Genomic DNA, 25,252 nt, shown 5'->3' on the forward strand with positions numbered 1-25,252 from the left:
CCACCATGAGCGATACCCCGCTGCGCGTGCTGTTCTGCATCGGTATCAACCAGAACTTCTTCGACCTGCCCGAAGGCGGCGTCGCCGCCGGCGACGTCTGGACCGCCTTCGTCGCGCTGATGGACGGCATCAAGGGCCTGCCCGGCGTGGACTTCATCGGCGACATCGACGACGACTCGCATATGGTCGGCCCGTCCGACGGGTGGCCGTGGACCTGTTACCTGCTCTGCGACGTCGACACGCAGGAGACCGTCAAGAAGGCGTGCGACTTCCTGCGCACCACCCCGGTCGGCGACAGCCCGTGGAAGCTGTGGAAGTACGCCAAGATCGAAGCGCGCATCGGTCGCGCCCTCACTCCGCGCGAATACCGGGGCTGATCGCGATGACCGACTTCACCGCCGCCACCGTGTACGACCTGCCGCCCGCGGACCTCGTCCTCGGCGACCGGGTCGCCGGCCGGATGTACACCGACCCCGCGATCTTCGACCAGGAGATGACGAAGATCTTCGAGCGGTCCTGGATCTGGGTCGCCCACGAATCGGAACTGCCCAAGGCCGGCAGTTTCAAGTCGACCCATGTCGGACGGCATCCGGTCATCGTCACCAAGGACCGCAAAGGCGAGATCCGAACGCTCGTGAACCGCTGCCGCCACCGGGGCGCGTCGCTCTGCGAGAAGAAGAGCGGCCACGCCAACGGATTCACCTGTCCCTATCACGCCTGGTCCTACGGGCTGGACGGCAAACTGCGCGGCATCCCGTACCCCGACGGGTACGAGGGCGTGATGGACAAGGCGGATCTCGGCCTGAAGACCCTGCGCACCGAGTCCTACGGCGGGATGATCTTCGCGACCCTGGACGCCGACGCCGAGCCGCTGGTCGACTTCCTCGGCGACGTCAAGCCGTGGATCGATCGCTTCATGGCGCAGGGCGGCGGCTATCCGGTGAAGGTACTCGGCACCCATCGGTTCACCTACCGGGGCAACTGGAAGATCCAGCTGGAGAACACCACCGACGGGTACCACTTCCCCATCGTGCACCGCTCCTGGATGGCCTCGGTCGACGCGGAAACCGCCGAGATGATGTCGTTCATGACCGATCCGACGGCGGTCACCCACGATCTGGGGAACGGCCACTCGGTGATGCAGATGGTTCCCGAACACTCCGATCTGGAGGCGGACGACGGCAGCGAACCGCTCCAGCCGCGGTTCGACGGCCTGGTCGCCCAACTCGAAGCCGCCGGGGCGGACGGGGCCGAGATCCGCAGGCTCGTCCGTGCCGTGCACGGCACGGGGTTCAACCTCAACCTGTTCCCGAACGTGTCGATGTCGATCTCGTTCTTCCGGGTGTTGCGGCCGATCAGCGTCGACGAGACCGTCATCGAGCACGTCGCCCTCGGCAGTGACGGCCCGGCCGAGATCGTCGGGCCGGTCAACCGCGAGCGGCTGCGCGCCCACGAACATTTCCAGGGTCCGTTCGGGTTCGGCACCCCGGACGACTCCGAGGGCTGGGACCGGGTGCAGCGCGGCGCACAGGGCGCGCCCGAACTGCCGATCATGGTCAACCGCGGTCTGGGGCGCGAGAAGCCCTCCCCCGAGGGCTGGCCGACCAGCCATGTCACCGACGAGACCGGGATGCGGGCGGCGTACGCCCAATGGAAGCGGATGATGAGCGATGACTGAGACCCTCACCGATCCGCGGGTGGTCCGCGCGATCGAGCTGGCCTGGCGCGAGGCCGCGCTGCTGGACGCCAAGGAATACGAAGCCTGGCAAGGGCTTTACGCCGACGACGCGCGGTACGTCATCCCTATCGAACGCGACGCCGAGGATTTCGACGACGTCCTCAACATGGTCCACGACGACGCCCGGATGCGCGGGTTGCGCGTGCGGCGGATGACCGAGGGCTACGCGATCGCCGCGGTGGACTCGGCGATCACCGTGCGGACCGTCTCGCGTTTCATCCCCACGGACGTCGACGACCGGTCGGTCACGCTCAAGGCCGCCCAGATCATCGTGGCGTACAAACGCGGCCGTCACGACCTCTGGGCCGCGGACGTCGACTACGTCGTCCGTCTCGGCGCCAGCGGCGACGAAGACCGCTTTGCCCGCAAGGTCGTCCGGCTGGTCAACGCCGACGAAGCCGTTCCCGCCGCGGGATTCCTGCTGTGAGCGGCTCCGCGCCGGTCGCCGTGATCACCGGCGGGGCGACCGGGCTCGGCGAGCAGATCGTCCGGCGCCTGCACGGCGGCGGCCACCGCGTGGCGATCGCCGACCTCGACGAGGCCGCCGCGAAACGGCTCGCGACCGAGTTGGACCGGACCGGGGCGCACGCCCAGAGCTATCGCGTAGACGTCGCCAGCCGCCCGGACATCGACCAGCTGCTCGCGTCGGTACTGGGCGATTTCGGCGGCGTCCAGGTGCTGGTCAACAACGCCGCCCGCACCCAGGCACGACCGTTGCTGGAGATCACGCCGCAGGAGCTCGACGAGGTGATGGCGGTGAACTTCAACGGCACCTTCCACGCCTGTCAGCTGTTCGGCGCGCACATGGCCGAAGCCGGATACGGCCGGATCGTCAACCTGGCCTCGCTGGCCGGGCAGAACGGAGGCACCTCGACCGGCGGGCACTACGCGTCCTCCAAGGGCGCGATCCTGACCGCGACCAAGGTGTTCGCCCGCGAGCTCGCCGCACGGGGAGTCACCGTGAACGCGGTCTCCCCCGGACCACAGGACAGCCCCATGGTCCACCGGATCGTCGGTGAGGAGAACCTCGCGAAGCTGACGGCGGGCATCCCGGTCGGACGCCTGGGCAGCATGACGTTCATCGCCGAGATGGTGGCGCTGCTCGCCTCCCCCGAAGCCGCCTCCGTCACCGGCGCCTGCTGGGACGCGAACGGCGGCCTGTTCATGCGCTGACCAGGAGGCATCCAGATGACGAACGTCCTCTTCCGCGTCGTCGAAATCACCGAGGAGACACCGGAAATCCGTACCCTGCGGCTGGTCCGGCAGGACGACGAGCCGCTGCGCGTCCGTTACCGGGCCGGTGCGCACGTCGACGTGGTCGGCCCGACGGGGGTGCTGCGGCAGTATTCGCTGTGCGGCGCCCCCGACGACCCGCGTTCGATCCTGATCGCGGTCAAACGGGAACCGGCCTCGCGCGGTGGATCCGTGGCGATGCACCAGGTCTCGGTCGGCGACCACCTCAAGATCAGCGAGCCGCGCAATCTGCTGGCCGTCGCCGAAGACGCCGACCGGCACGTCCTCGTCGCCGGCGGTATCGGCATCACGCCGTTGCTTTCGATGGCCTACGAGCTCTACACCTGGGGCAGCGAATTCGAGCTGCACTACTTCGCGCGCTCGCGGGAAACCGCGGCGTTCGTGGAACTGCTGGAAGAACGGGTCGAGTTCGCCGACCGGATCCGGCCGCAGTTCGGCGTCCCCCGCGCCGGACATCCCGCCGTGCTGCGGACGATCGCCGAGGGGCTGACCCCGTCGACCCACGTCTACACCTGTGGCCCCGACGGTTTCATGCGACAGGTCGGCGACGTGCTCGGCCCGGTCGTCGGCGCGGACCACGTGCACGTCGAACATTTCGAAGCCGCCGAGGTGGACACTTCCGGCGACCGTCCCCTCACCGTCGAACTCGACACCGGCGAGGAATTCGAGGTACCGGCGGGGAAATCGATCTTGGCGGTGCTCGAGGACAACGGCATCGAGGTCTTCAAGTCCTGCGAGGAAGGGATTTGCGGCTCGTGCGTGTCCGGCGTGCTCGAAGGCACCCCGGATCATCGGGACAACTGCCTGACCGCGGCCGACCGCGAAAGCCAGATGGCACTCTGCGTTTCGCGCGCGCTCACCGACCGGCTCGTCATCGAGCTGTACTGAGCGACCACCGTTTGGGCGACCACCGTTTGGCGAATAGCCGGGCGACGGGCGCCGCTGGCAGGCTGGGCCCGGTCCGCTCCGCCGAGAAAGGGTGATCCCCGGTGACGCGTCCCCTGGTTCTGGACCCGAACGGCCAAGACATCCACGCCGAGAACGAACGACTCCGCGAACAAGGCCCGATCACCCGGGCCGAGTTGCCGGGCGGTGTCGTGGCGTGGTCGGTGACCGGCTACGAACTCCTGCGTGACCTGCTCAGCGACCCGCGTGTGTCCAAGGACGCCCGGCAGCACTGGCCGGCGCTGGCCGAGGTCAGCGCGGACTGGCCGTTGCTGGTGTGGGTCAACGTGCGGAACATGTTCACCGCTTACGGCGCCGACCACAAACGGCTCCGCTCGCTCGTGACGCAGGCCTTCACGGCACGCAGGATCGCCACGCTGGAGCCCTGGATCACCCGGATCGTCACCGATCTGCTGGACGGGCTCGCGGCCCTGCCCGCCGACGAACCCGTGGATCTGCGGGAGAACTTCGCTTATCCGGTGCCCATCGAAGTGATCTGCCACCTGTTCGGCGTACCGGACTCGGCCCGCGGCAGACTGCGGCACTCGGTCGACGTCTTCTTTCGGACTTCGGCGAGCCAGGAGGCGATGCTGGCCGCGTACCAGGACATCCATTCGATCTTCACCGAGCTCGTCGCCGCCAAGCGGGAGAACCCCGGCGAGGATCTCACCACCGCGCTCATCGCCGCACAGGACGACGGCGCCCGGCTCGACGAAACCGAACTGATCGACACCCTGATCCTGTTCATCTCGGCCGGTCACGAAACCACCGTGAATCTCCTCGACCAGGCCATCACGGCGCTGTTGACCCATCCCGATCAGCTCGCACTGCTGCGCGCGGGGCAGGTCTCTTGGACCGACGCGATCGAGGAAACCTTGCGGTGGCAGGCTCCCGTGGCGAACCTGCCGTTGCGCTACGCCGTCGAGGACATCGCCGTCGCCGATGTGGTCATCCGGCAGGGCGACGCGATTCTGGCGGGCTACGCCGCCGCCGGCCGGGACCCGGCACTGCACGGGCACGACGCCGACGCGTTCGACGTCACGCGGAAGGACAAAGCGCATATCGCGTTCGGGTACGGCGCGCACTTCTGCATCGGCGCGCCGCTGGCCCGGCTGGAGGCGGCGATCGCCCTTCCGGCCCTGTTCGAGCGTTTCCCGGACATGACCCTCGCGGCGTCGCCGGACGCCTTACGGCATCTCGACTCGTTCATCTCCAACGGCCATCGATCGCTGCCTGTCCGGCTCAAGAACCCGAGTTCAGACTCGTAGTTCGGGTGTCAGCACGCTGCTCCGCTTCAGTCCCTTCGTCACCAGCCCGGTGTGCACGGAAACCGCGAGCCGCGCCCAGTCCGATTCGGCGACGAACCGGTGCAGGGTCTCGAAATCGGGCAGCGTCACGTCGGCCATCAGCTGATGCTCCCCCATGGTCGCCGCGGCGTACCGGACGTACGGCGAGGCGAGCAGCTCCCGGCCGAGTTCGTCCACATCGGACGGACGGCTGCGGATCCACAGCAAGGCCTCGATCGGGAGGCCGAGCACCGCCGGTTCGACGACGGCGCGGATGAACATCTCCCCGCTCCGGCGCAGCGATTCCACCCGGCGGCGCACCGTCGACTCCGACACCCCGACCAGCCGGGCGAGCTCCTCGTGGGTCCGCCTGCCGTCCTCGCGCAACGCCCGGACGAGCGCGCGCTCGTCCGGGGTGAAGACGTCACCGTCCGGATGCCGGGGTTGCGGCGTCAGCTGGGGAAGTTCGCTGAGTTCGGCCACTTCCGCCGCGGTCAGGATCCCCGGCTGCCATTCGTGCACAGTGCGGTAGTACTTCGTGATGGGATCCGCGGTGAGCTCGTGGAGTCCCGGGGTCGTGGCGATGTCCTCCGACAGGTAGGCCGCGAGCCGCTCGCGCGAGCAGCACACCTCGGCGGCGACCTCGGCCTGCCCGGTGAGCAGATAGCAGAAGCTCGCCTCGGCGCGGCGGGCCAGCGCGGTCGCGGCCGTCCTGGCGAGCCCGGCGGCGCATTTGGCGCGAACCAGCATCGGCACGCCGTAGGGCGTCACCGCCATCACCGTGACGATCCCGGTTTCCAGCAACCGCACCCCGCGCCGGGCCACGGTGCGTTCGGGGGCGCCGAGCGCTTCGGCGATACGCCGCCACGACGCCCGGCCGTCCACCTGCAGGGCGCCGATGATGCGGAGGTCGAGTGGATCCATCCGCCCATGATGTGGCCGATTCCGCCAGATGTCGAGCGAGTCTTGTCGAACCCGGTCAGGTCGGTGTCGCACTCGCGTGATCGAAGCCGGAACTCGCGTGATCAGAGACGGAACACCGAGTGCGGCCTCCAATCACGCGAGTCACGTCCCCGATCACGCGAGTCACGTCCCCGATCACGCGAGTCACGTCCCCAATCACGCGAGTCACGTCCCCAATCACGCGAGTCACGCGCCTGATCACGCGAGTGCGGGCAGCGTCACCGTCCGCGGAACCGTGCGGCAAGCGCGGCCACCGGCGATCGCCGCGCCCGCACCGGAAGCGCGCCGGAGGTGATGTCCTCCAGCAGAGTCGCCACGGTCTCCCGCGCACAAGTGCGGTTCGCGCCGATCCCGCCCGACGGACCGCGTTTGATCCAGCCGACCACATACGCGCCACTGCGCCCGTCGACGCGACCCGCGGTATTCGGGATCGTGCCGCGGTCGTCGTCGAACGGAAGCCCGGGCACCGGGACACCTCGATAGCCGACGGCGCGGACGACCTGACCGGCGGCGATCTCCACCGGCCCGTCCTGCCCTGTGACGCGCAGGCCGCGCACCTGGGTGTCGCCGACGATCTCGGCGGGCGCGGAGTGGAACCGCAGGACGATCCGGCGAGCGTCCGAACCCGGCGCAACGGTCCAGTCGACGGACTCCCGGCCGAGGTCGCGCAGCAGCGCCGCCTTGCCGGTGCCCGCGTCGATCGCGGCCGTGGTGCGCGGGTCGGCGTCATCGACGACGAGCGGCACACCGGCGCGTCCCGCCAGCGCGAGCAGCTCCGGTGACGTGTAGGCGGCGTCCTCCGGTCCGCGCCGGGCGAGCAGTACGACCTCCCGGATTTTGCTGGTACGCAAGCGTTCCAGTGCGTGCGGGGCGATCGTCGTGCCGGCGAGGTCATCGGGGTCGGCGGTGAGGATCCGGGCCACGTCCAGCGCGACGTTCCCGGTGCCGACCAGCACGACACGCTCCGCGGACAGGTCGACCGCGTTCGCGGGCACGTCCGGATGGCCGTTGTACCAGGCGACGACGGTGGTCGCGGCGATACTGCCGGGCAGATCCTCGCCGTCCAGGCCCAGCCGGCGCGCGGACGAGGCACCGACCGCGTAGACGACGGCGTCGTGCCGTTCGGCCAGCTCGTCCACCGACACGTCGCGGCCGATCTCGGTGCCCAGGCGCATCTTCAGCCGTGGATGCTCGTGGAGACGCGAGAAGGTCTCGCCGATCCGCTTCGTGGCGGGGTGGTCCGGGGCGACGCCGTAGCGGACGAGCCCGCCCGCGACCGGTAGCCGGTCGATCAGCGTGACCCGCGCGTTCGTGTGGAGGAGCAGGTCCTCCACCGCGTACATCCCGGCCGGGCCGGTGCCGACGACGGCGATGTCCGGCGGCGCGAAGTCGCTCGGGATGGCCCGGTCGAACGTCGGCGGGCTCCACCGGTGGAAGTTCGGCGCCGGATCCACCGAGGCGACGGGCTCGCGGTCGGCGTAGAAGGCCGCGTTGATTCCCGCGTAGACCTGCAGCGGTCCGGTCAACAAGTCCGCCGGGAAGATGGCGTCCACCGGACAGGCGTCCGCGCACGCCCCGCAGTCGATGCACGTGTCCGGATCGACATAGAGCATCTCGGTGGTGCCGAAATCGGGCTCGTCCGGCGTCGGGTGGATGCAGTTGACCGGGCAGACCGACACGCAGGTGGCGTCGTTGCAGCAGGTCTGGGTGATCGCGAAGGCCATGTCAGATCAGGTTCGCCCGCTTGTAGAACACCAGTGCGGGGCGGGTGAGCAGGCCGCACGAGCCGAGGAACTCCATCAGTCCGGCACAGCTCGACCGCATCATCGACTTGTGGTGCTCGTTGGCCTTCGCCTCGCGCAACGCGCGCTTGGTGTCGAGTCCCGCGTTCTTGTACACGTCGCGGTTGATCATGCTGCTGACGATGAAGTACGAAGCGATCGCGATGACCAGCGCGTCGATCCGGCGGCGCAGGAAGCCCGCGCCCTCCAGCTGCTCACGCGTCTCTTCCCTGGCGAACTTCATGTGCCGGGACTCTTCGACCACGTGGATGTTGTTGATGGTGCGCACGAACGGGACCACGCGCTCGTCGCGCATCCAGTCGCGCTGCATGACGTCGAGGACCTCCTCGGCAACGAGGATCGCCGCGTACGCCGCTTCGCCGCTGGCCGTCGCCTTGAAGATGCGGCCGAGTTCGACAGCGAGCTTGCGTGGGCGATACGGCGGCGCGCCGAGCTTCGCCGCGCCGCGGGCGAACATGATCGAGTGACGGCATTCGTCGGCGATCTCGGTCAGCGCCCACTGGAACGCCGGATCGGTCGGGTCCTTGGCGTAGAAGTCGCGGAGCACCATCTGCTGCAGGATCATCTCGAACCAGATGCCGGTGCTCGCCACGGAAGCGGCTTCCTGGCGCGTGAGCTCCTTCTGCTGCTCCGTGCTCATCTCGGCCCAGTAGCTCGTGCCGTAGAGCGTGCTCCACTCCGGGCTGGCACCGTGGAAGTCCTTGTCCAGCGGTGTCTCCCAGTCCACCTCGGTGGCCGGGTCGTAGGACAGCATCGCGGACGAATCGAGGAGCCGCTGCGCGGTCTCGTGGCGGCCTGCCCCGGCCGTTCGTGGCACATCGGTGCTGGTCATACGGACCTCCCTGACGACGTCGACAGAGTGCGCGGCTACCTGTTACCGCGATTCACTGTTACTCAAGGTAACATATACGAGCAGTCCACGAAAGAAGGGGAAATCCGCCCATGACCGCGCCCCGCCGCATCGCCACCTTCGACCACGACGGACTCGTCTTCGATGTCCGGGACACCGGACCGCTCGACGGCGACGTCGTCGTCCTGCTGCACGGTTTCCCACAGACCGGCGCCTCCTGGGCCGACACCGCCGCCCTGCTCCACCAGCGGGGATACCGCACGATCGTGCCCGACCAGCGCGGCTACTCACCCCGCGCACGCCCGCGGGGCCGCTTCGCCTACCGATCCAGCCGTCTGGTGGCCGACACCGTCGCCCTCATCGACACCCTCGGCACCGGGCCGGTCCACCTCGTCGGACACGACTGGGGTGCCGTCGCCGCCTGGTCGACCGCGGCCCGGCGACCCGACCTGGTCACCTCTCTGACCACCGTGTCGGTCCCTCATCCCGGGGCGTTCCTCCGCGCGATGCTCGGCAGCGACCAGCTCGTCCGGTCGTACTACATGTTCCTCTTCCAGGTCCCCTGGCTGCCCGAACTCGCCATCCGGAGCCGGCCACGCGTACTGGAACGCACGCTGGCCGGCACCGGGATGACACCCGCCCAGATCGACCAGGTCCGCCAGGACATCGTTCGCGGCGGCGCCCTCACCGGCGGCTTGAACTGGTACCGCGCGATGGTCTTCAACCACCCGGCCGCCCTCCGCGCCCGGGTCACCGTGCCGACCACCCACGTCTGGAGCGACGGCGACACCGCCCTGTCCCGGCGCAGCGCCGAACTCGCCGGCCAGTACGTCGACGCCGCCTACCGGCTCGAAATCCTGTCCGGCGTCAGCCACTGGGTGCCTGAGGAAGCGGCCACGACCCTCGCCGCCATCATCGACCGCACCGCCACGGACGCCGCTAGTCGACCGGTGTGACCTCGGCCATCTCCGACCACGCGTCGCCGTCGAGGTTCTGGTAGTTGATCCGGGGCTTCTCGGCGACGACGGTCGCCATGAACGGGAAGAACTCCTGGGCGTGCTGCGTCGCGACGTGCGCGTCACCGGCGGCGCTGTCGGCGAAGACCTCGACGAGGACGAATTCGTTCTCGTCGCCGGCGTTCTGGTAGTAGTCGAACGAAATGTTGCCAGGTTCGCTACGCACCTGCTGCGTGTAGCGGTCGATACCGGCGAGCCATTCGGTGCGCTTTTCGGGACGGATCTGTGCTTTGAGAACGATCAGGATCATGGTCCGAGTATCGCAAAGCGGGCCTTCACGCGCTCCGCTCCGAGGCCGCCGACGGCCGGATGAAAGACTGGCGGCGTGATCACCCGGCTCCGGTCCAGTTGGTCCGCGATCCGGTACCTGGCGGTCGGCGCGGCCTCGTCCATCGTCTCCTGGTTCGTCCTCGTCGGCATGCTGTTCGTGTTGATGATGTGCCCGTTCGGTGTCGGGATCCCGGCGGTGCCGCACGCGCTCAAGCTGATCAGGTACCCGGTCAACTTCGAACGACGGCGATCGGCGCGCCTGCTGGACGAGCCCATCCCCGAGCCGTACCGATCCGGGAACCCGGTGACCGACCCTGCCTCGCGACGGGATCTGGCCTGGCTCGTCTTCCACGCCGCCACCGGTTTCATCGTCGGCATCTTCGCCATCGCCTTTCCGCTCGGCGGGCTCCGCCAGATCCTCACGGCGTTCATCTGGCCCATGGTGCCCGGCGGAGTGGAAAGCTCGCTCGGGTTCATGGTCACGTCGTGGCCGCTCGCGGCGCTCAGCGCGGTCACCGGCGTCGGCATGATCGCGCTCCTGTTCTTGTATCCCCGCTTGGCCCGCTGGCAGGCCGCCATCGCGCGCAGGCTGCTCGCGCCGGCGCCCGGGGTGGTGCTGACCGACCGCGTCGTCGAACTGGCCGCGTCGCGGGCCGCCGCGCTGGAGGCCCACGGCGCCGAACTCCGTCGGCTGGAACGCGACCTGCACGACGGGACCCAGGCGAGGATCGCCGCGGTGGTGCTGCAGCTGGGGATCGCCGATTCGCTCTTCGACAAGGATCCGCAGCGGGCGCGGGAGCTGCTCGGCAAGGCGCAGGACACCGCGACCGGCGCGCTCGCCGAACTCCGGACCGTCGTGCGCAGCATCCATCCGCCGCTGCTGACCGACCGCGGCCTCGACGGCGCCGTCACCGCGCTGGCCGACCGCTGCCCGGTTCCGTGCACTGTGGACGTTCGCAGCCGCAGTCGCCGTCCCGCCGCCGTCGAAGCGGCCGCCTACTTCGTCGTCGCCGAGATGCTGGCCAACATCACCAAGCATTCCGGCGCCGAACACGCCTGGATCACCCTCGACGGCACCGCCGACACCCTGCTCATCGAAATCCGCGACGACGGCTACGGCGGCGCCGACGAAGCCGCGGGCAGCGGCCTGTCCGGGATACGCAAACGCGCCGAGGCCTTCGACGGGACCTTGAAACTGTCGAGCCCATCCGGTGGGCCGACCGTACTGAAAGTGGAGTTGCCATGCGGGTCGTGATCGTCGAGGACGACGCGCTACTGCGCGAAGGCCTGGTGATGCTGCTGAACACCTCGGGCATCGACGTCGCCGCCGCGGTGGACGATGTGGACGAGTTCCTCGAACTGGTCACCAAGGACCGGCCCGACGCGGTGATCACCGACGTCCGGCTGCCGCCGACCCACACCGACGAAGGCCTCCGCGCGGCCGTCAAGGCTCGGAAGATGTATCCCGGGCTGCCTGTGCTCGTGCTTTCCGCGCACGTCGAAACCGGCTACGCGGCGGAGCTCCTGGCCGACGGCAAGGGTGCCGTCGGGTATCTGCTCAAGGAGCGGGTGGGGAAGGTCGAGAAGTTCCTCGACGCGCTGGACCGGGTCGTCAAGGGCGGGACGGCGATGGACCCCGAGGTGATCACCCAGCTGATGGCGCACCGCCGGGCGACCGATCCGCTCGAAGGGCTGACCGCGCGCGAACGCGAGGTGCTCGGGCTGATGGCGGAGGGCTACAACAACACGACCATCGCGGAACTGCTGGTGGTGAGCGACGGCGCGGTGCACAAGCACATCCGGAACATCTTCGCGAAGCTCGGATTGCCGGAGGACAGCGGGCATCGGCGGGTCTTGGCGGTGCTGGCTTACTTGGGCGGCAAGGGCTGAGGCCCTCGTAAGTGGCAAGGTCGAGTGGGGAGGATTGGGACGTGAATGTCCCGATTCCCGCATCGTCGAGGGCCACACGGGTCTCGGAGCTTGATCAACGGAGGATTTGGGACGTTGAGCGTCCCAAATCCTCCGTTGATCAAGGTCTTGCCGGGTACCCGAGCGCAGTGGACCGGAGGTCGCGCAGGCTCGGGCACTATGGCCTTCGGCCGATGGAACTTCGCCAGCTCGCCCCACCCAGGGCCGCCCGGAATCCGCAGCATGGCGACATCCTGGCGACGCCCGCGTAAGGTCCCGAAGCGGAGGGTGTTGCGAAAGCCACTTTCGCAACGTTGAAGGTTGCGAAAGCCACTTTCGCAACGTCAGCGCCTCGGTCCGCCAGGCGCGGTAGCGCTGGCACCACCCCACGACGGGGGTCACTCCCCTGGTCCCCCGATCCGCCGGACCATAGCGTCTTTCCCATGAACGACACCAAAAACGCCGGCGGCGCGCTCGTCACCGCCTCCCTCTGGCTGGTCCTCCTCGTCAGCTCGGCCACCAACGCGATCGGCCAGTTCGCGGGGCTGGACTGGACTTTCCGCACGATCGCGGGCGCCGTCGCGGTCGTGTGCATCGTGTTGCTGATCGTCCGTTACGTCGCCCGGCGCAGGGCCTGAGCGCTCGGCCCGCCCGGAAGTCCGGGCGGGCCGAGCGCTTTCAGGACACCTTCGGCGTCGCGCGCACGCCGTGGTGCATGTACGGCTCACCGGTCGGCAACGTGTAGAACGTGACCGGCATCCAGGTCTGCGCGCCCGGTTCACGGCAGACGTAGAGGGAGTCGGTCACCGGGACCAGGTCGAATTCCATCGTCTTCTCCGGCATCAGCTCGGCCAGCGGGCCCGTGGCGGTCTGCCGCAGCCGGAGTCCGTCCTTTTCGGACAGTACCTCCATCAGCACCCCGGCCCGCTCGTAGACGCCGACGTGCCTCGAACCGTCGACGGTGACCGGAGGCGAGGGCGGCGTCAGCGGCCGCGGCATCGCCACATCCGCCAGTTCGGCGAAGATCTCCCGGTACAGCTCCTCGAACAGGTCGCGCGTGTTGCCACCATTGGTGAGCAACGTGACGGCGAGCCCCTGATCGGGCAGCAGCCGCAGGAACGCAGACTGCCCGATCGTGTTGCCGTCGTGGCCGACGACCCGTCGTCCGCTCCACTCGTCACGGATCCAGCCGAGGCCCCAGGAGTCACCGAGCGAGTGCTTGTCGGGGAGGTCGGCGTGCTTCTCGGCCATCGCGGTGGCGGACGCCGTGGTCAGGATCCGCTCACCGGACGGGGTGAGCCCTCCGGTCAGATGCAGCCGCGCGAAGCCGAGCACGTCCTTGGCGGTGGCGGTGATCAGGCCCGCCGGGCCCATGTTCCGCGGCAGGCCCCAGACCGGCGCGGGCTTCGGGTCTTCGTCGGCGCCACCGACGTGCCCGACGGCGGCACGGAGCAGCAGCGCTTCCTCCGGCAGCGTCACCGTGTGGGTGAGACCGAGCGGGGCGAACAGTTTCTCCCGCATCGCGGCGTCCCAGGTCTGCCCGGTGAGCTTCTCGATCACCCGGCCCATGAGCACGAAACCCGAGTTGCAGTAAGAGAACGTCTCGCCGAGAGGATGGTTCTGCGCGGCCTGGTCGAGGATTTCGACATAGCGTTCGAGGCAGTCGTCGCCCCGGCCGGTGTCGGTGAAGACGTCGCCGTCGATCCCGCTGGTGTGCGTCAGCAGATGCCGCATGGTCACCTGCTTGGCGACGTCCGGATCGGCGAGCCGCAGCTCGGGGACGACGTCGGCGATCGGCGCGTCGAGGTCGAGAAGGCCCTCGTCGACCAGCTGCATGACCACGGTCGCGGTCCACACCTTGGAGATCGAACCGATCTGGAACACCGAATCCTCGGTGACCTCGACCCCGGTCTTCGTGTTCAGCATGCCGTAGGAGGCCAAGACTTCGGCGTCGTCGCCGACCCGTGCGATGCCCAGCGCCGCACCGGGAACGCGATGCTTGCGTGCCAACTCGGCCAGACGGCGACGCCAGTGTGCCGCTTCGATCGGCACTCGCGACACTCCGTCCGCGGGCGCGGCGTACTGCTCGACCCACTCGAGAACGCGCCGGTTGAAGTCAATGCGCTGCGAGGGCGGCCCGTCGAGGATGAACAGGTGCGAGGCGTCCGGGTACAACACCAGCCGCGACGGGACACCCCGTGCGCGCAAGGCACCGAACCACTGCTCGGCTTGACCGACCGGGCACCGGTCGTCGTTCGAGCCTTGGACGACGAGCGTCGGCGTCCGCACGTCGGCGACGCGGGCGAACGGCGAGAAGCGCTCGTTCGCCTTGTCCCAGGCCGGACCGCCGAGCTCACCGACGGCCAGGTAGTGCCCGGCGTCGGACGTGCCTCCCATGCTGGTGAGGTCGCTGACGACACCGCCGGCCACAGCGGCGGCGAAGCGGTCGTCGCGGCTCGTCAGGTAGCAGGTCATGAACCCGCCGTAGCTGTAACCCGCCACGGCGAGCCGATCCACGTCGGCGACGCCTTCGGCGACCAACTGGTCGAGGGGTTCGAGGAAGTCGGCCGCGTCGGCGACCCCCCACGCGCCCACGGCGCCGGTGTAGAAGTCCTCGCCGTAGCCGTCGCTACCACGCGGGTTGAGCAGCAGCACCGCCCAGCCTCGCGCCACGAGTTCCTGGTGATAGAGGTGGATCGAGTCGGCCGCGCCGTTCCAGGCGTTGTGCGGTCCGCCGTGGATGTCGAGCAGCAGTGGCGCCGCACCGGATCGTGACGGGTCCCGCAGGAGCCAGCCGTGGACGACCGTGCCGTCGCCGATGGTGAATTCCCGTTCCTCGTGGCGGAAAAGCTCGATGTCGGACTCGCCGTGCTTCGTCCGCACGTCGACCGCACCGGTGGCCGGGTCTACGACGGTGACTTCGCCGAACGACGTGCCCGTGGCCAGGACGACCACGGCCCTGCCGCCCGCGATGTCCATTCCGGACACGACGCGGTCCGCGCCGGCCAGCACCGGTCGTGGCGTCCCGCCCGCGGTGTCCACTTTGTACAGATGGGTGCACCCGCGGTCCCGGACGCCGAACAGCACGGCTCCGTCCTCGGTCACCTGCGGGAGGGCTCCCGGATAGCCAGGGCCGCCGGACATCACGTTGCGGTCCAGCGCGGCGGCCAGATCGGTTGGCTCGCCGCCGTCCAGCGGCACCCGCCACAGCCCCAGGTGCCCGACCTCGGTATCGGGCCTGCCGACCACCAGCAGCGCGGTGCCGTCGGCGGTCCAGCCGACCGTGCCCGCCATCCCTTCGCCCGAGCCGATCAACCGCGGCTCGGAGGTCTTCGTGGTCACATCGAGCACGTAGGCACCGGAACGGAACGTCAGATCCGCGTCACCGTCACGCCCGGCGGAGAAGGCCAGCCGGGTTCCGTCGGGCGACCAGGCCGGTTCGCCGGCGTGCCAATCGCCGAAGGTCACCTGCCGGACTTCCCGGGTGGCGACGTCGAGGACGTGCAGATGCTTGCGAATGGTCTTGATCAGTCCGGCGCCGTCGGCCTTGAAGTCCAGCCGGTCGGCCACCACCGGGGCGTTCGGCGCGAGTTCCCCGCCCGCCAGGTCGACCGCGGCCGAGAACGCGATCTTGGCGCCGTCCGGGCTCCAGACCGGGGCGCCCGCACCCAGCGGGAGTTCGGTGATCCGTTCGGCCTCCCCACCCGACGACGGCAGGAACCACACCTGCGGCGGTCCGTCCTGGGCACGGAGGAACGCGATCCGTGTGCCGTCCGGCGCCCATTTCGGTGCCATGTCGGCGGTTCCGCGCGTGAGCTGACGCGCTTCGCCGCCGGTCGCGCCGACCTCCCAGAGCGTGTACACGTTCCGGTCCTCGTCGCGGTCGGCGGTGCGCAGGACGTAGACGATCCGGTCGCCGTCCGGAGAAAGCGAAGGCTGGCTGGGGACGGCGATGTCGTACAGGTCGTCGAGACCGAGACGTCGGGTCATGATGCGCTTGCTCCTCTGGAGATCGTGAGCTGGTGGCTCTCGTTTTCGCTGAAGTGGCAGGCCGCCGAATGACGTCGGTGTGCCGAGTCTTTCGAGGGGTCCGCCTGGAGGCAGAGTTCGCGGCCGGTCCGCACGAGCGGGCCGACCGGACAGCGGGTGTGGTAGCGGCATCCGGCCGGCGGCTGGTGCGGGTCGGCGGGTTCGACGTCGGCGGTCTCGCTCGCGTCACCGACGTCGAGCAGCGAACCGGTCGCCGACGGCGCCGCGGCGAGCAGGTCACGGGTGTACGGGTGCTGCGGGTCGGTGAGCACCTGTTCAGCCGGGCCGACCTCGACGATCCGCCCGAGGTACATCACGGCGACGATGTCGCTGAGATAGCGGATCACCGCGAGGTTGTGCGAAATGAACAGCATCGACAGGCCCAGCCGCCGTTGCACGGACCGGACGAGGTTCAGCACCGCGCCCTGCACCGAAACGTCCAGCGCGGAGGTGATCTCGTCCGCGATCAGCACCTCGGGCCGTCCGGCCAGCGCGCGGGCGAGCGCCACGCGCTGCCGCTGACCGCCGGAAAGCTGCCCCGGCAGGTGGGCCGCCCGCTCGGGGTCGAGATTGACCAGTTCCAGGAGCCGGGCGACCTCGTCCCGGCGCGCGGCGCGGCCGGGCAAGACGCCAGGCGGGATCGCTTCGGTGATCGATTCCCCGATGCTCATCCGGGGGTCCAAAGAGGAATACGGATCCTGGAACACCATCTGCAACGGAGGACGCCGAGGTAGCTTGCGCACGTCCACGCCGCCCAGCAGGACCCGTCCGGCGCTGATCGGCGAAAGCCCGACGGCGGCGCGGGCCAGCGTCGACTTCCCGGAGCCCGATTCGCCGACCAGCCCGACGACCTGTCCGGAAGGGACGGTCAGGCCGACCCGGTCGACAGCGGTGAGCCCGCGCCTGCCGCCGTACCGCACGCTCACCGCGTCGAACACGAGATCGCTCACTCCGCACCTCCGGCGGTCACGGTTTCCTTGGCGGGCTGGGAAAGCGACGCGGGATACCAGCACGCGACCCGATGGTCGGTCTCCACGCGCTCCAGCACCGGGTCTTCGAGACGGCAGCGGTCGGTCGCCGCCGGACACCGGTCGGCGAAAGCGCAGCCGTTGGGCACGCGATCCGGCTCCGGTGGGCGACCGGGGATCACCGCCAGCGGAGCCTCACGATCGGTTTCGAGGTCGAGCGTCGCGGCCATCAGGGCCCGCGTATAGGGATGCCGCGGCGTCGCGGCGGACGGCAGGTCCTCCACCACCCGGCCCGCGTACATGACCAACATCCGTTCGCACGTCTGGGAAACGACCGCGATGTCGTGGCTGATCAGGATGATCGCCGTGTCCCGCTCGGCCCTGGTCCGCGCCAGCAGGCGCAGCAACTGCCGCTGCACGGTGACGTCGAGTGCGGTGGTCGGCTCGTCGGCGATGATGAGCTTCGGGTCGCCCATCAGGCCCATGCCGATCATCGCGCGCTGCCGCATCCCGCCGGAGAACTCGTGCGGATACTGCCGCGCACGGCGTTCGGCGGCCGGGATCCGCACCGCGCGCAACCGGTCCACGGCCCGCTCGAAGGCCTTGGCACGCGGAAGTCCCTGGTGCTGCTCGGCGACTTCGGCCAGTTGACGGCCGATCCGCCTGGTCGGGTTGAACGACGTCATCGGATCCTGGAACACCATCGCCAGCGAGGTGCCGAGCAACCCGCGCAACTCCCGTTCCGGCGTCGTCAGCACCGGTTTCCCGGCGAATTCGAGCTTGTCCGCGGTGACCACGGCCGGCGCTTCGACTAGCCGTGACACCGCCAGCCCGGTCAGGCTCTTGCCCGAGCCCGACTCGCCGACGACCCCGATCGCCTCGCCCGCGCGGACGGTGAAGCTCACCCCGCGCACCGGAACGGTCCAGCCCGCCGGACGCGGGAACGCCACCTGGAGGTTCTCCACCACCAGCACCGCGTCGTCGCGGGCGTCGGCGGCGGCCTCCCTGGCGGGTGTGACCGGCCGCGGCGCGAGCTTGCGCAGCCCCGTGCGGACGCCGATCACCCCGGCGACGGTCTCACCGACCAGGTTGAAGGCGAGCCCGGCCAGCACCACGGCCACACCAGGCGCGAGCGCGGCCGCCGGGTTGACGTAGATCCCGTTGAGCCCTTCGCCGAGCAGCCGACCCCAGTCGTAATCCGGTGCCTGCACGCCGATGCCGAGGAACGACAGCCCGGAGAAGGCCAGCAGGGAGGCACCCGCGCCGATGGTCGCGTTCACCACCAGCGGTTCGCCGATGTTGGGGAGGATGTGCCGGAGCAGCAACCGTATCCGGCCGACCCCGGAGATCCGGGCGGCGGACACGAAGTCCTGCCCCGCGACGGAGGCCGACAGTGTCTGCGCGAGCCGCGCGAACGCCGGTGCCAGCGCGAACCCGACCGCGAACACCGCGCCGTGCGTCCCGACCCCGAAGATGACCGAGAAGAACAACACCAGCAACAGCCCGGGGAACGCGACCGCGATGTTCACCGCCGACGTCACGAGCCGTGCCGCGGGACGCGGCAGCAGCGAGGGCAATGTGCCGAGCACAAGCCCGGTCACCACTCCGATCACCGTCGCGAGCACCGCGAGCAGGACCGAAAGCCGGGTCGCGACCAGGACGCGGAAGAGGATGTCGCGGCCGAGGTCGTCGGTACCGAGCCAATGCGCAGCCGACGGTCCCTGCCCGATGGCGTTCGTGTCGATCGCGAAAGCGTTGTCGTGCCACAGGATCGGGGCGAACACCGCGAGCGCGAGCACCAGCGTCAGCAGGGCCGCCGCGAACGCGCCCACCGGGGTGCGGAGGGCCGCGAACCATTTCGCCATCTCAGGTCTCCCGGATCGTCGAACGCGGATCGAGGACGGCCAGCAGCACGTCCACCGTCAGATTCACCAGCAGGACCCCGATGCCGTAGACGAGCACGATCCCCTGCACCAGCGGATAGTCCTTCTGCAGGATCGACTGCGCGATGGTGGAACCGAGGCCCGGCCAGGCGAAGACGTTCTCCACCAGCACCGTCCCGGCGACCATGCCGGTCAGCATCAACCCGCCCATGGTGAGCGTCGCGGTCAACGCGTTCGGCAAGGCGTGGCGCAGGTAGACCAGCCGCGCGGGCAGCCGCTTCGCCCGCGCGGTGCGGATGAAGTCGTTGCCCAGCACGGAAAGCGTCTCCACCCGGACGATACGGGCGAGTACCGACGCCGGGCCGAGCGCCAACGCGATGACGGGGAGCACGAACGAACTCGCGTCCGCGTTCCCCGCGACCGGGAACCACCCCAGCTGGACCGAGAAGAACGCGACGAGCGCCACCGCGAGCAGGAACTCCGGGATGGCCGCGAGCAGCACGGTCGTCGAAGTGAACGCCAGCTCGCCGCCCCGCCGTCGTCCACCTCGGGTCAGCACGGCGAACAGCAGGCCCAGCGGGATCGCGACCGCGATGACCACCGCGAAGGCGGGCAACGCCAGTTCGAGGGTGGCGGGCAGCCGGTCGCCGATCACCTCGGAGACCGGCTGCCCGCTCGTCATCGATGTCCCGAAGTCACCGGTGACCAGCCCGCCGAGGTAGTGGACGTACTGCAGCCACAGTGGATCGTCGAGGCCGAGCGCCGCCCGCCGCGCGTTCACCAGCTCGACCGGCGCGGTCAGTCCGAGCGCCGCGCGGACCGGGTCACCGGGGATCAGCTGGATCATCAGGAACGCCGTGGTGATCAGGACCCACAACGAGATCGCGAACCGGCCGAGGCGGCGCACGGCGAACGACAGCCACGGGCTGCCGCGCAATCCGGCCGGGGCGACCGCGACGGCCATCAGCTGTACATCCGGATCGACGACGGCTCGACCGAACCGAAGATGACCTTGAACCGCGCGTTGCTGCCGAAGGTCGGGATGACCGAGTTGACGTAGGGCACGACGTCCAGCCGCTCGATCAGCGCCTGTTCCGCCGCGAGCCAGGTCGCGCAGCCCGACTCACCGGACATCTGCGCCGCCTGCGCGGCCTGCGACGTGTACTTCTCGTTCTCGATGTGGGCGAAGTTCGTGCCCGCCGGCGGTTTCGGTCCCGAGACGAACGGGCCGACCTGGCTCGGCAGCAGCAAGGTCACCGGTGCCAGCGAGATGTCCCACTCACCGGTGTTGAAGAGCACCTGGCTGGTCCCCGGGCTGTCGAGACCCTTGAGCGTCACGTCGGCGCCGACGGCCTTCCACGACTGCTGCATCAGTTCCGCGGCGGGCGCCATCGTCGGCCCGAGTTGTGTGCCGTAGATGGCGGTCAGCGCGAGCCGTTTGCCGTCCTTGACCCGCACCCCGTCCGCTCCCGGCTTCCAGCCGGCCGCGTCGAGGGCCGACTTCGCGGCGGCGACGTCGAACGCGGGGAGCTTGCCCGCCACCGCGTCCCCGGCGCACGCCCTGGGTTCGGTGGTGACCATCCCCTGGCTGGGCGCCCCGGAGCCGCTGGTGAGCACCTTGCCGATCTGGACGAGGTCGAGTGCCTGCACCAGTCCGCGACGCACGGCCAGGTCGCCACCCGCCCGGCCGGGCGCCTGGTTGAAGAACATCTCGCCCATCGGCACGACCTGCTCGCCGTGGAACAGCTTCTGGGCACGCAGCCGCTGCTGGTCCTGGCCGGTGATCCGGGCGCCGTTGAGCTCACCGGACAGCAGCAGGTTCGCGGCGGTCGTCATGTTCTGGATGACCCGGAAGGTCACCTTCTCCGGCAGTCCTGGCTGCTCACGCTGCCAGTCCCCCGGCCCCCACGCGTAATCCTTGCGCCGGGTGAGGGTGTAGTGGTCGTTCGGCACGATCTCGGTCATGGTGAACATGCCGGTGCCGTACTTGCCCTTGGCCAGCGCCTGCCGGTCGGTCACGCCCTTGCCGCACACGATCGGCAGGCCGCCGACGTTGCGCAGCAGGAACGCGTCCGGCGCACCGCTGGTGAGCGTGATCTTCCGCGCCGCGTCGTCGGCGGTCGCCTTGGTCCCCGGCGCGACGGTGAGCCCGGACATCGGCGACTTGTTGGCGGGATCGCCGACGAAGTTGACGTTCGCGGCGACGTCGCTCGCGGTCAGCGGAGTGCCGTCGTCGCAGGTGATCCCGTTCCGCAGGGTGAAGGAGGCCGTGGTCGTGGAGGCCTCCCATTTCTCGGCGAGACCGGCGATCGGCTTGCCGGCCTCGTCGAGGTTGATCAGGCTGTCGTAGAGGTAGCGCCCGATGTCGAGCGCGACCGAGAGCACGGTCATCGCCGGGTCCAGCGCTCCCGGATCGGTGCCGATCGCCATCGTGAAGGTCTTGCCCTCGGTCAATTTCTGGTTCGCGGTCCGGTCCTGCCCGGATTGCGACGTCCCCCCGCACGCGCTCACGGTCAAGGCCACCACGCTCGTGATCGCGGCGGTGAGCCGGGCTTTCTTCATGCGGTTTCTCCTACTGTCCCGAGTCGTTGGTTCGCGTCTTGAGTACTTCTGGTCGTGGGGTGGCTGAAGGGGACTTTCACCGCATGCGACGCGGGTGAAGCGCCCTTCATCGCGTGAGGTGAGGGGCGGTCGACGGTGCCAGGGGTCGTGAGTGATTTGGGCCGTTCTAACGAGGGGTAAGGCGAACGTGGCGTAGAGAGTCACTTTTCCGCTTGTCGAGCGTGTCGCGAAAGCCACTTTCGGGACATCAGGTGTCGTGAAAGTGGCTTTCGCGACATGGGCGCCGGTGGGGAGGTGGCCGGCGCGGGCGAGTGGTGGGGTGAGGGCTCCCTTCACCGCATTAGACGCGGCGAAGGGAGCCTTCACCCCACCACCGACTTGCCCGCGACCACGACACATTTGACCTACTCCTCAATAACGACCCGTATCACTCACGAATCACTCACGACCCGACGGTCTGCGCACGGAGGTGATCGACGGCGAGGCGGGCGGCCTCGCCGAGGGAGGAGTCGACCGCGGGCTGGCGGTCGGCGAGGGATTCGGCGCGGGTGAACACCGCGACGGCGTACCGGCGACCGTCCACATGGGTCACCACACCCGCTTCGTTGCGGACGGCGGGGAGCGTCCCGGTCTTGGCCGCGATCGCGACACCCGCTGGGAAACCGGACGAGATCCGGTGCGGCCAGATCTGCTGCGCCATGATCGTCCGCACGCGTTCGCAGGCGGCCGGGTCGCCCGCGCGGTCGGTCCAGATCGCGTCGAGCAACGCGGTGATCTCCCTCGGCGTCGACGACGTCGTGCGTTCCGGGTCGAGCACCGAGAGCTTCCACATCTGTTCTTCGGTCGCCGCGGCGAAGACGGCTTCCAGGTCGTCGTCCGGTTTCGCGCCGAGATCGGCGATCACGGAGGCGAACAGGTCTTCGCAGCAGCCGACCAGCCGCGTCCGGGCGAGGCCCAGGTCGGTGAGCACCCGGTCGACGGCTTCCTGCCCGACCCGGTGATAGACGACGTCGGTCGCGGCGTTGTCGCTCATCGTCAGCATGAACTGCGCCAGGTCGCGCCAGCTCATCTCGACGTCGTCCGCGCAGCCGGCGGTCCCGATCCCGCCGATCCGGTACCGCGCGGTGACGCGGGTCCGCTCGGTCTCGTCGATCCGCCCGGCGGCCACCTCACGGGCGAAGGCGACCGCCACCGGGATCTTGAACACGGACGCCAGCACGACCGGATCGTCCGCGCCGACACCGACTTCGGGACCGTCGGGGACGCCGATCTCGCGCGCGTGCACGAATCCGCGCGCCCCCGCCTTGGCGAAGACGGCCTCGATCTCGTCGGCGATCGCCGTCACCGGGCCACCCGGCGGTCGGCTCGTCCCGTGTGGACGAACAACGCGCGGCCGGTGCCGTCGTCACCGACGAACGCGTGCGGCATGTGCAGGCCGAGGCCGTCGTGCTCGGCGACCAGGGTGTCGCCCTTGTAGCCCAGCAGCCTGCTCTTCTCCGGCGCCGAGCCGAGGTCGGCGAACATGCCCTTCATCGTGCGTTCCAGCCACAGGCCGCCCTCTTCGTCCTGCGTGACGACGATGTCCGCCACCTGCGACGAGTACTCGCCCACGTACCGCGACGGGTCCGCCGGCGCCTCCGCGGCGTTCGGCTCCGGCAGCGGCGGGACCTCGACACCGGCGAGGTCGCCCAATACCTTCCGGAAGACGTCCAGGTACAGGTGCAGCGGTTTGCCGCCGTTGGTCAGCAGGGCCACCGCGACGTTGCTGCCCGGCACCACGCGCAGGAACGCGGACTGGCCGATGGTGCCGCCGTCGTGGCCGATCACCGGGCCGCCGTCCCAGTCGAAGATCATCCAGCCGAGTCCCCACGCCCCGCCCATCAGGCCGAGGTAGGGCAGTTCGACCTGGCGTTCCCACATGGCGCGGGCGGTTTCGGGCTTCAGGACCTGGGTGCCGTCGTCCGCGCGGCCTTCGTTGAGGTGCATGCGCACGAAGGTCAGCAGGTCGCGCGGGCGCATCGCCAGATGCGAACCCGCCGGCACGTTGGACCGCGTCAACGCCCAGGCGGGCGCGGCCACCGGCTCGTCGTCCGGCTTCGGCTGGAGGTGCCCGATCGCCGCGCGGTACCGGATCGCGTCGTAGGGCCCGGCCGCGGCGTGGGTCAGACCGAGCGGTGTGAAGAGATGGTCGCGCAGGCAGTCGTCGTAGGACTTGCCGCGCAGGACCTCGACGATCCTGCCGAGCACGCAGTACCCGGCGTTGTTGTAGGAGAACATCTCCCCCGGCTGAAACAGCTGGGGGACGTCGGAAAGCGTTGCCACGAGCTTCGCGACGCAGTCGTCGCCCTGCCCGGTGTCGGTGAAGATGTCGCCTTCGAATCCGGAGGTGTGACAGGTCAGCTGCCGCACCGTGATCCGCGACGCCGCGTCGTCGTCCGCGAGGGTGAACTCGGGAAGGTAGTCGCGGACCGGCTTGTCGAGGTCGAGCCTGCCTTCGTCGACGAGCTGCATCGCCAGGGTGGTCGTCCACACCTTGGTGATCGACCCGATCTGGAATACCGAGTCCACTGTGGACTCGACGCCGGTGTTCTTGTTCAGGATTCCGGCCGCGTGGTCGATCACCTCGCCGTTCGCGAAGACCGCCACGGCGGCGCCGGGCACCTGATGCTTCTCCAGAAGGGCGGAAAAGTTCTCCGCGAGCCAGGTATCGATTTCGGAAAGTTTCGACATGCGCACCTCTTGTCCGTGGAAAGGGTGGTCCGGCGGTTCCCGGAATGCTAGGCCGGTGACGGGCGTCACCGGTTCGTGCGGAACGACGAGAGCGGCGGGAAAATTCATCCGGGCGGACGAATCATTCGCGGTCGGCCTCGGGAAGCCTGAGCCATTCGACGGCCTGTGCCGCGGCGAACCCGATGAACGCGTCCCGCTCCGGCACCCGCGACCGCCCGTCGACCGCGTCGGTGAAAATCCCTACCGCGTAACGGCCGCCATCCGGGTACTCGACCACGCCGACCTCGTTGCGCACCGACGGCAGGGTCCCGGTCTTGCCGCCGACGCGGATCCCGTCGTCCGGGAAGCCGGACCGCAGCCGGTGCGGCCACACCTGGAGGTCCATCCAGCGCCGGACGTCCGCGCACGCCGCCGGAGCCGCCGCCTCGTCGCGCCAGATGAGCCCGAGCAGCCGGGTGATCTCCTCCGCGGTCGTGGCGCAACTGTGCTCCGGTTGCAGGGCGCGCAACGACTTGATCCGTTCGATCGGGAGCTCGGTCAGCAGTCTTTCGTCGTCCTCGTAGGAGATTCCGAGGTCCTCCCCGATACCGCCGAGCACCTCACCGCAGTCCTGCGAAACGGTGGTGTGCTCGAAACCGAGATCTCGCAACGTCTTCTCCGTCGCTTCCTTGCCGACGCGATCGAGGATCAGGTCGGTGGCGACGTTGTCACTGATCCCGATCATCAGGATCGCGAGGTCATACCAGGACATCGTGATCTCGTGCCGGAAGGTGGCCAGACCGTACGGGCTGGGCGTGGGATGCCCCGGCGGTACGGTGATCCGCTCGCCGAGGTCGAGCGCGCCCTCGGCGCCCTGCTTCGCCAGTTCCAACGCGATCGGGACCTTGAAGACCGACGCCGTGACGACCGGGGTGTGTTCGTCGACGCCGATCCGCCGGGTGCCGTCGATTTCGGCCGCGTGCAGCCGGACCCGGACGCCGACCTCCTTCGCGCGCTCGGTGATCGTTTCGGTGACTTGGGACGCGGTGGGCATGGAACTCCTTGTCTG

The 25,252-nt window shown here is 69.2% G+C and carries 22 protein-coding genes; 10 read left to right on the plus strand and 12 right to left on the minus strand.

Annotated elements, in window-relative coordinates; all coding sequences use genetic code 11:
- Positions 1-5: 5 nt before the first annotated feature.
- The 6 genes from AMK34_RS05735 (at position 6) to AMK34_RS05760 (ending at position 5,205) form a co-directional block, all read left to right on the plus strand.
- Entirely contained in the window at positions 6-377 is a 372-nt protein-coding gene (locus tag AMK34_RS05735) for a hypothetical protein (protein ID WP_016334550.1), read from the plus strand.
- 5 nt (positions 378-382) lie between these two features.
- On the plus strand, positions 383-1,678 hold the full coding sequence (locus tag AMK34_RS05740) for an aromatic ring-hydroxylating oxygenase subunit alpha (RefSeq protein ID WP_073843448.1): 1,296 nt from the start codon (positions 383-385) through the stop codon (positions 1,676-1,678).
- Positions 1,671-2,165, plus strand: a complete 495-nt coding sequence (locus tag AMK34_RS05745; RefSeq protein ID WP_038513029.1) for an aromatic-ring-hydroxylating dioxygenase subunit beta — start codon at positions 1,671-1,673, stop codon at positions 2,163-2,165. Before AMK34_RS05740 ends, AMK34_RS05745 begins: the two co-directional genes overlap by 8 nt.
- Positions 2,162-2,911, plus strand: coding sequence for an SDR family NAD(P)-dependent oxidoreductase (locus tag AMK34_RS05750; RefSeq protein WP_073843449.1), 750 nt, complete (start codon positions 2,162-2,164; stop codon positions 2,909-2,911). Before AMK34_RS05745 ends, AMK34_RS05750 begins: the two co-directional genes overlap by 4 nt.
- 15 nt (positions 2,912-2,926) lie before the next feature.
- Complete coding sequence (locus AMK34_RS05755) at positions 2,927-3,880, plus strand: PDR/VanB family oxidoreductase (RefSeq protein WP_073843450.1); 954 nt, start codon at positions 2,927-2,929, stop codon at positions 3,878-3,880.
- Between the two features lie 101 nt (positions 3,881-3,981).
- A complete protein-coding gene (locus AMK34_RS05760; protein ID WP_073843451.1) occupies positions 3,982-5,205 on the plus strand; it encodes a cytochrome P450 family protein in 1,224 nt (407 codons plus the stop codon).
- Here AMK34_RS05760 and AMK34_RS05765 read toward each other — a convergent pair.
- The 3 genes from AMK34_RS05765 to AMK34_RS05775 all read right to left on the minus strand — a co-directional run bounded on the left by AMK34_RS05765 (position 5,194) and on the right by AMK34_RS05775 (position 8,820).
- The gene (locus tag AMK34_RS05765; protein WP_073843452.1) at positions 5,194-6,147 is read right to left on the minus strand and encodes an Lrp/AsnC family transcriptional regulator; all 954 of its coding nucleotides are present in this window, start codon (positions 6,145-6,147) and stop codon (positions 5,194-5,196) included. The two genes, AMK34_RS05760 and AMK34_RS05765, sit on opposite strands and share 12 nt — an antisense overlap.
- Before the next feature lie 257 nt (positions 6,148-6,404).
- Complete coding sequence (locus tag AMK34_RS05770) at positions 6,405-7,910, minus strand: FAD-dependent oxidoreductase (RefSeq protein WP_073843453.1); 1,506 nt, start codon at positions 7,908-7,910, stop codon at positions 6,405-6,407.
- 1 nt (position 7,911) lies between these two features.
- Positions 7,912-8,820 carry an AurF N-oxygenase family protein gene (locus tag AMK34_RS05775; protein WP_073843455.1) on the minus strand — a complete coding sequence of 303 codons (909 nt, stop codon included), beginning with the start codon at positions 8,818-8,820 and terminating at the stop codon, positions 7,912-7,914.
- Positions 8,821-8,930: 110 nt separating this feature from the next.
- Between AMK34_RS05775 and AMK34_RS05780 the strand changes: the two genes are divergently transcribed.
- On the plus strand, positions 8,931-9,794 hold the full coding sequence (locus tag AMK34_RS05780) for an alpha/beta fold hydrolase (protein WP_073843457.1): 864 nt from the start codon (positions 8,931-8,933) through the stop codon (positions 9,792-9,794).
- Here the strand turns inward: AMK34_RS05780 and AMK34_RS05785 are convergent.
- Positions 9,778-10,104: a putative quinol monooxygenase gene (locus tag AMK34_RS05785; RefSeq protein ID WP_038513006.1), complete on the minus strand. Its 327-nt coding sequence runs from the start codon at positions 10,102-10,104 to the stop codon at positions 9,778-9,780. The genes AMK34_RS05780 and AMK34_RS05785 overlap by 17 nt on opposite strands.
- Before the next feature lie 75 nt (positions 10,105-10,179).
- On the opposite strand from AMK34_RS05785, the gene AMK34_RS05790 reads away from it, so the two are divergent.
- The 3 genes from AMK34_RS05790 (at position 10,180) to AMK34_RS05805 (ending at position 12,670) form a co-directional block, all read left to right on the plus strand.
- Complete coding sequence (locus AMK34_RS05790) at positions 10,180-11,379, plus strand: sensor histidine kinase (protein ID WP_073843459.1); 1,200 nt, start codon at positions 10,180-10,182, stop codon at positions 11,377-11,379.
- Entirely contained in the window at positions 11,367-12,014 is a 648-nt protein-coding gene (locus tag AMK34_RS05795; protein ID WP_038512999.1) for a response regulator, read from the plus strand. The genes AMK34_RS05790 and AMK34_RS05795 overlap by 13 nt, the downstream gene beginning before the upstream one ends.
- 461 nt (positions 12,015-12,475) lie before the next feature.
- Entirely contained in the window at positions 12,476-12,670 is a 195-nt protein-coding gene (locus AMK34_RS05805) for a hypothetical protein (RefSeq protein WP_038512996.1), read from the plus strand.
- Positions 12,671-12,710: 40 nt separating this feature from the next.
- Here the strand turns inward: AMK34_RS05805 and AMK34_RS05810 are convergent, their stop codons facing one another.
- The 8 genes from AMK34_RS05810 to AMK34_RS05845 form a co-directional block, all read right to left on the minus strand.
- Positions 12,711-16,022, minus strand: coding sequence for a serine hydrolase (locus AMK34_RS05810; protein WP_073843462.1), 3,312 nt, complete (start codon positions 16,020-16,022; stop codon positions 12,711-12,713).
- On the minus strand, positions 16,019-17,011 hold the full coding sequence (locus tag AMK34_RS05815; RefSeq protein WP_073843464.1) for an ABC transporter ATP-binding protein: 993 nt from the start codon (positions 17,009-17,011) through the stop codon (positions 16,019-16,021). The genes AMK34_RS05810 and AMK34_RS05815 overlap by 4 nt, the downstream gene beginning before the upstream one ends.
- A complete protein-coding gene (locus AMK34_RS05820) occupies positions 17,008-18,894 on the minus strand; it encodes a dipeptide/oligopeptide/nickel ABC transporter permease/ATP-binding protein (protein ID WP_073843466.1) in 1,887 nt (628 codons plus the stop codon). The genes AMK34_RS05815 and AMK34_RS05820 overlap by 4 nt, the downstream gene beginning before the upstream one ends.
- Before the next feature lies 1 nt (position 18,895).
- Positions 18,896-19,876, minus strand: a complete 981-nt coding sequence (locus tag AMK34_RS05825) for an ABC transporter permease (RefSeq protein ID WP_038512984.1) — start codon at positions 19,874-19,876, stop codon at positions 18,896-18,898.
- The gene (locus AMK34_RS05830; protein ID WP_073843468.1) at positions 19,876-21,474 is read right to left on the minus strand and encodes an ABC transporter substrate-binding protein; all 1,599 of its coding nucleotides are present in this window, start codon (positions 21,472-21,474) and stop codon (positions 19,876-19,878) included. Before AMK34_RS05830 ends, AMK34_RS05825 begins: the two co-directional genes overlap by 1 nt.
- 442 nt (positions 21,475-21,916) lie before the next feature.
- Complete coding sequence (locus AMK34_RS05835; RefSeq protein ID WP_073843470.1) at positions 21,917-22,819, minus strand: serine hydrolase; 903 nt, start codon at positions 22,817-22,819, stop codon at positions 21,917-21,919.
- Positions 22,816-24,204: a serine hydrolase domain-containing protein gene (locus AMK34_RS05840; RefSeq protein ID WP_073843472.1), complete on the minus strand. Its 1,389-nt coding sequence runs from the start codon at positions 24,202-24,204 to the stop codon at positions 22,816-22,818. Before AMK34_RS05840 ends, AMK34_RS05835 begins: the two co-directional genes overlap by 4 nt.
- Before the next feature lie 121 nt (positions 24,205-24,325).
- Complete coding sequence (locus AMK34_RS05845) at positions 24,326-25,237, minus strand: serine hydrolase (RefSeq protein ID WP_073843474.1); 912 nt, start codon at positions 25,235-25,237, stop codon at positions 24,326-24,328.
- Between the last annotated feature and the right edge of the window lie 15 nt (positions 25,238-25,252).

The sequence above is a fragment of the Amycolatopsis sp. CB00013 genome (genome assembly GCF_001905755.1).
GTDB classification, from domain to species: Bacteria; Actinomycetota; Actinomycetes; order Mycobacteriales; family Pseudonocardiaceae; genus Amycolatopsis; species Amycolatopsis japonica.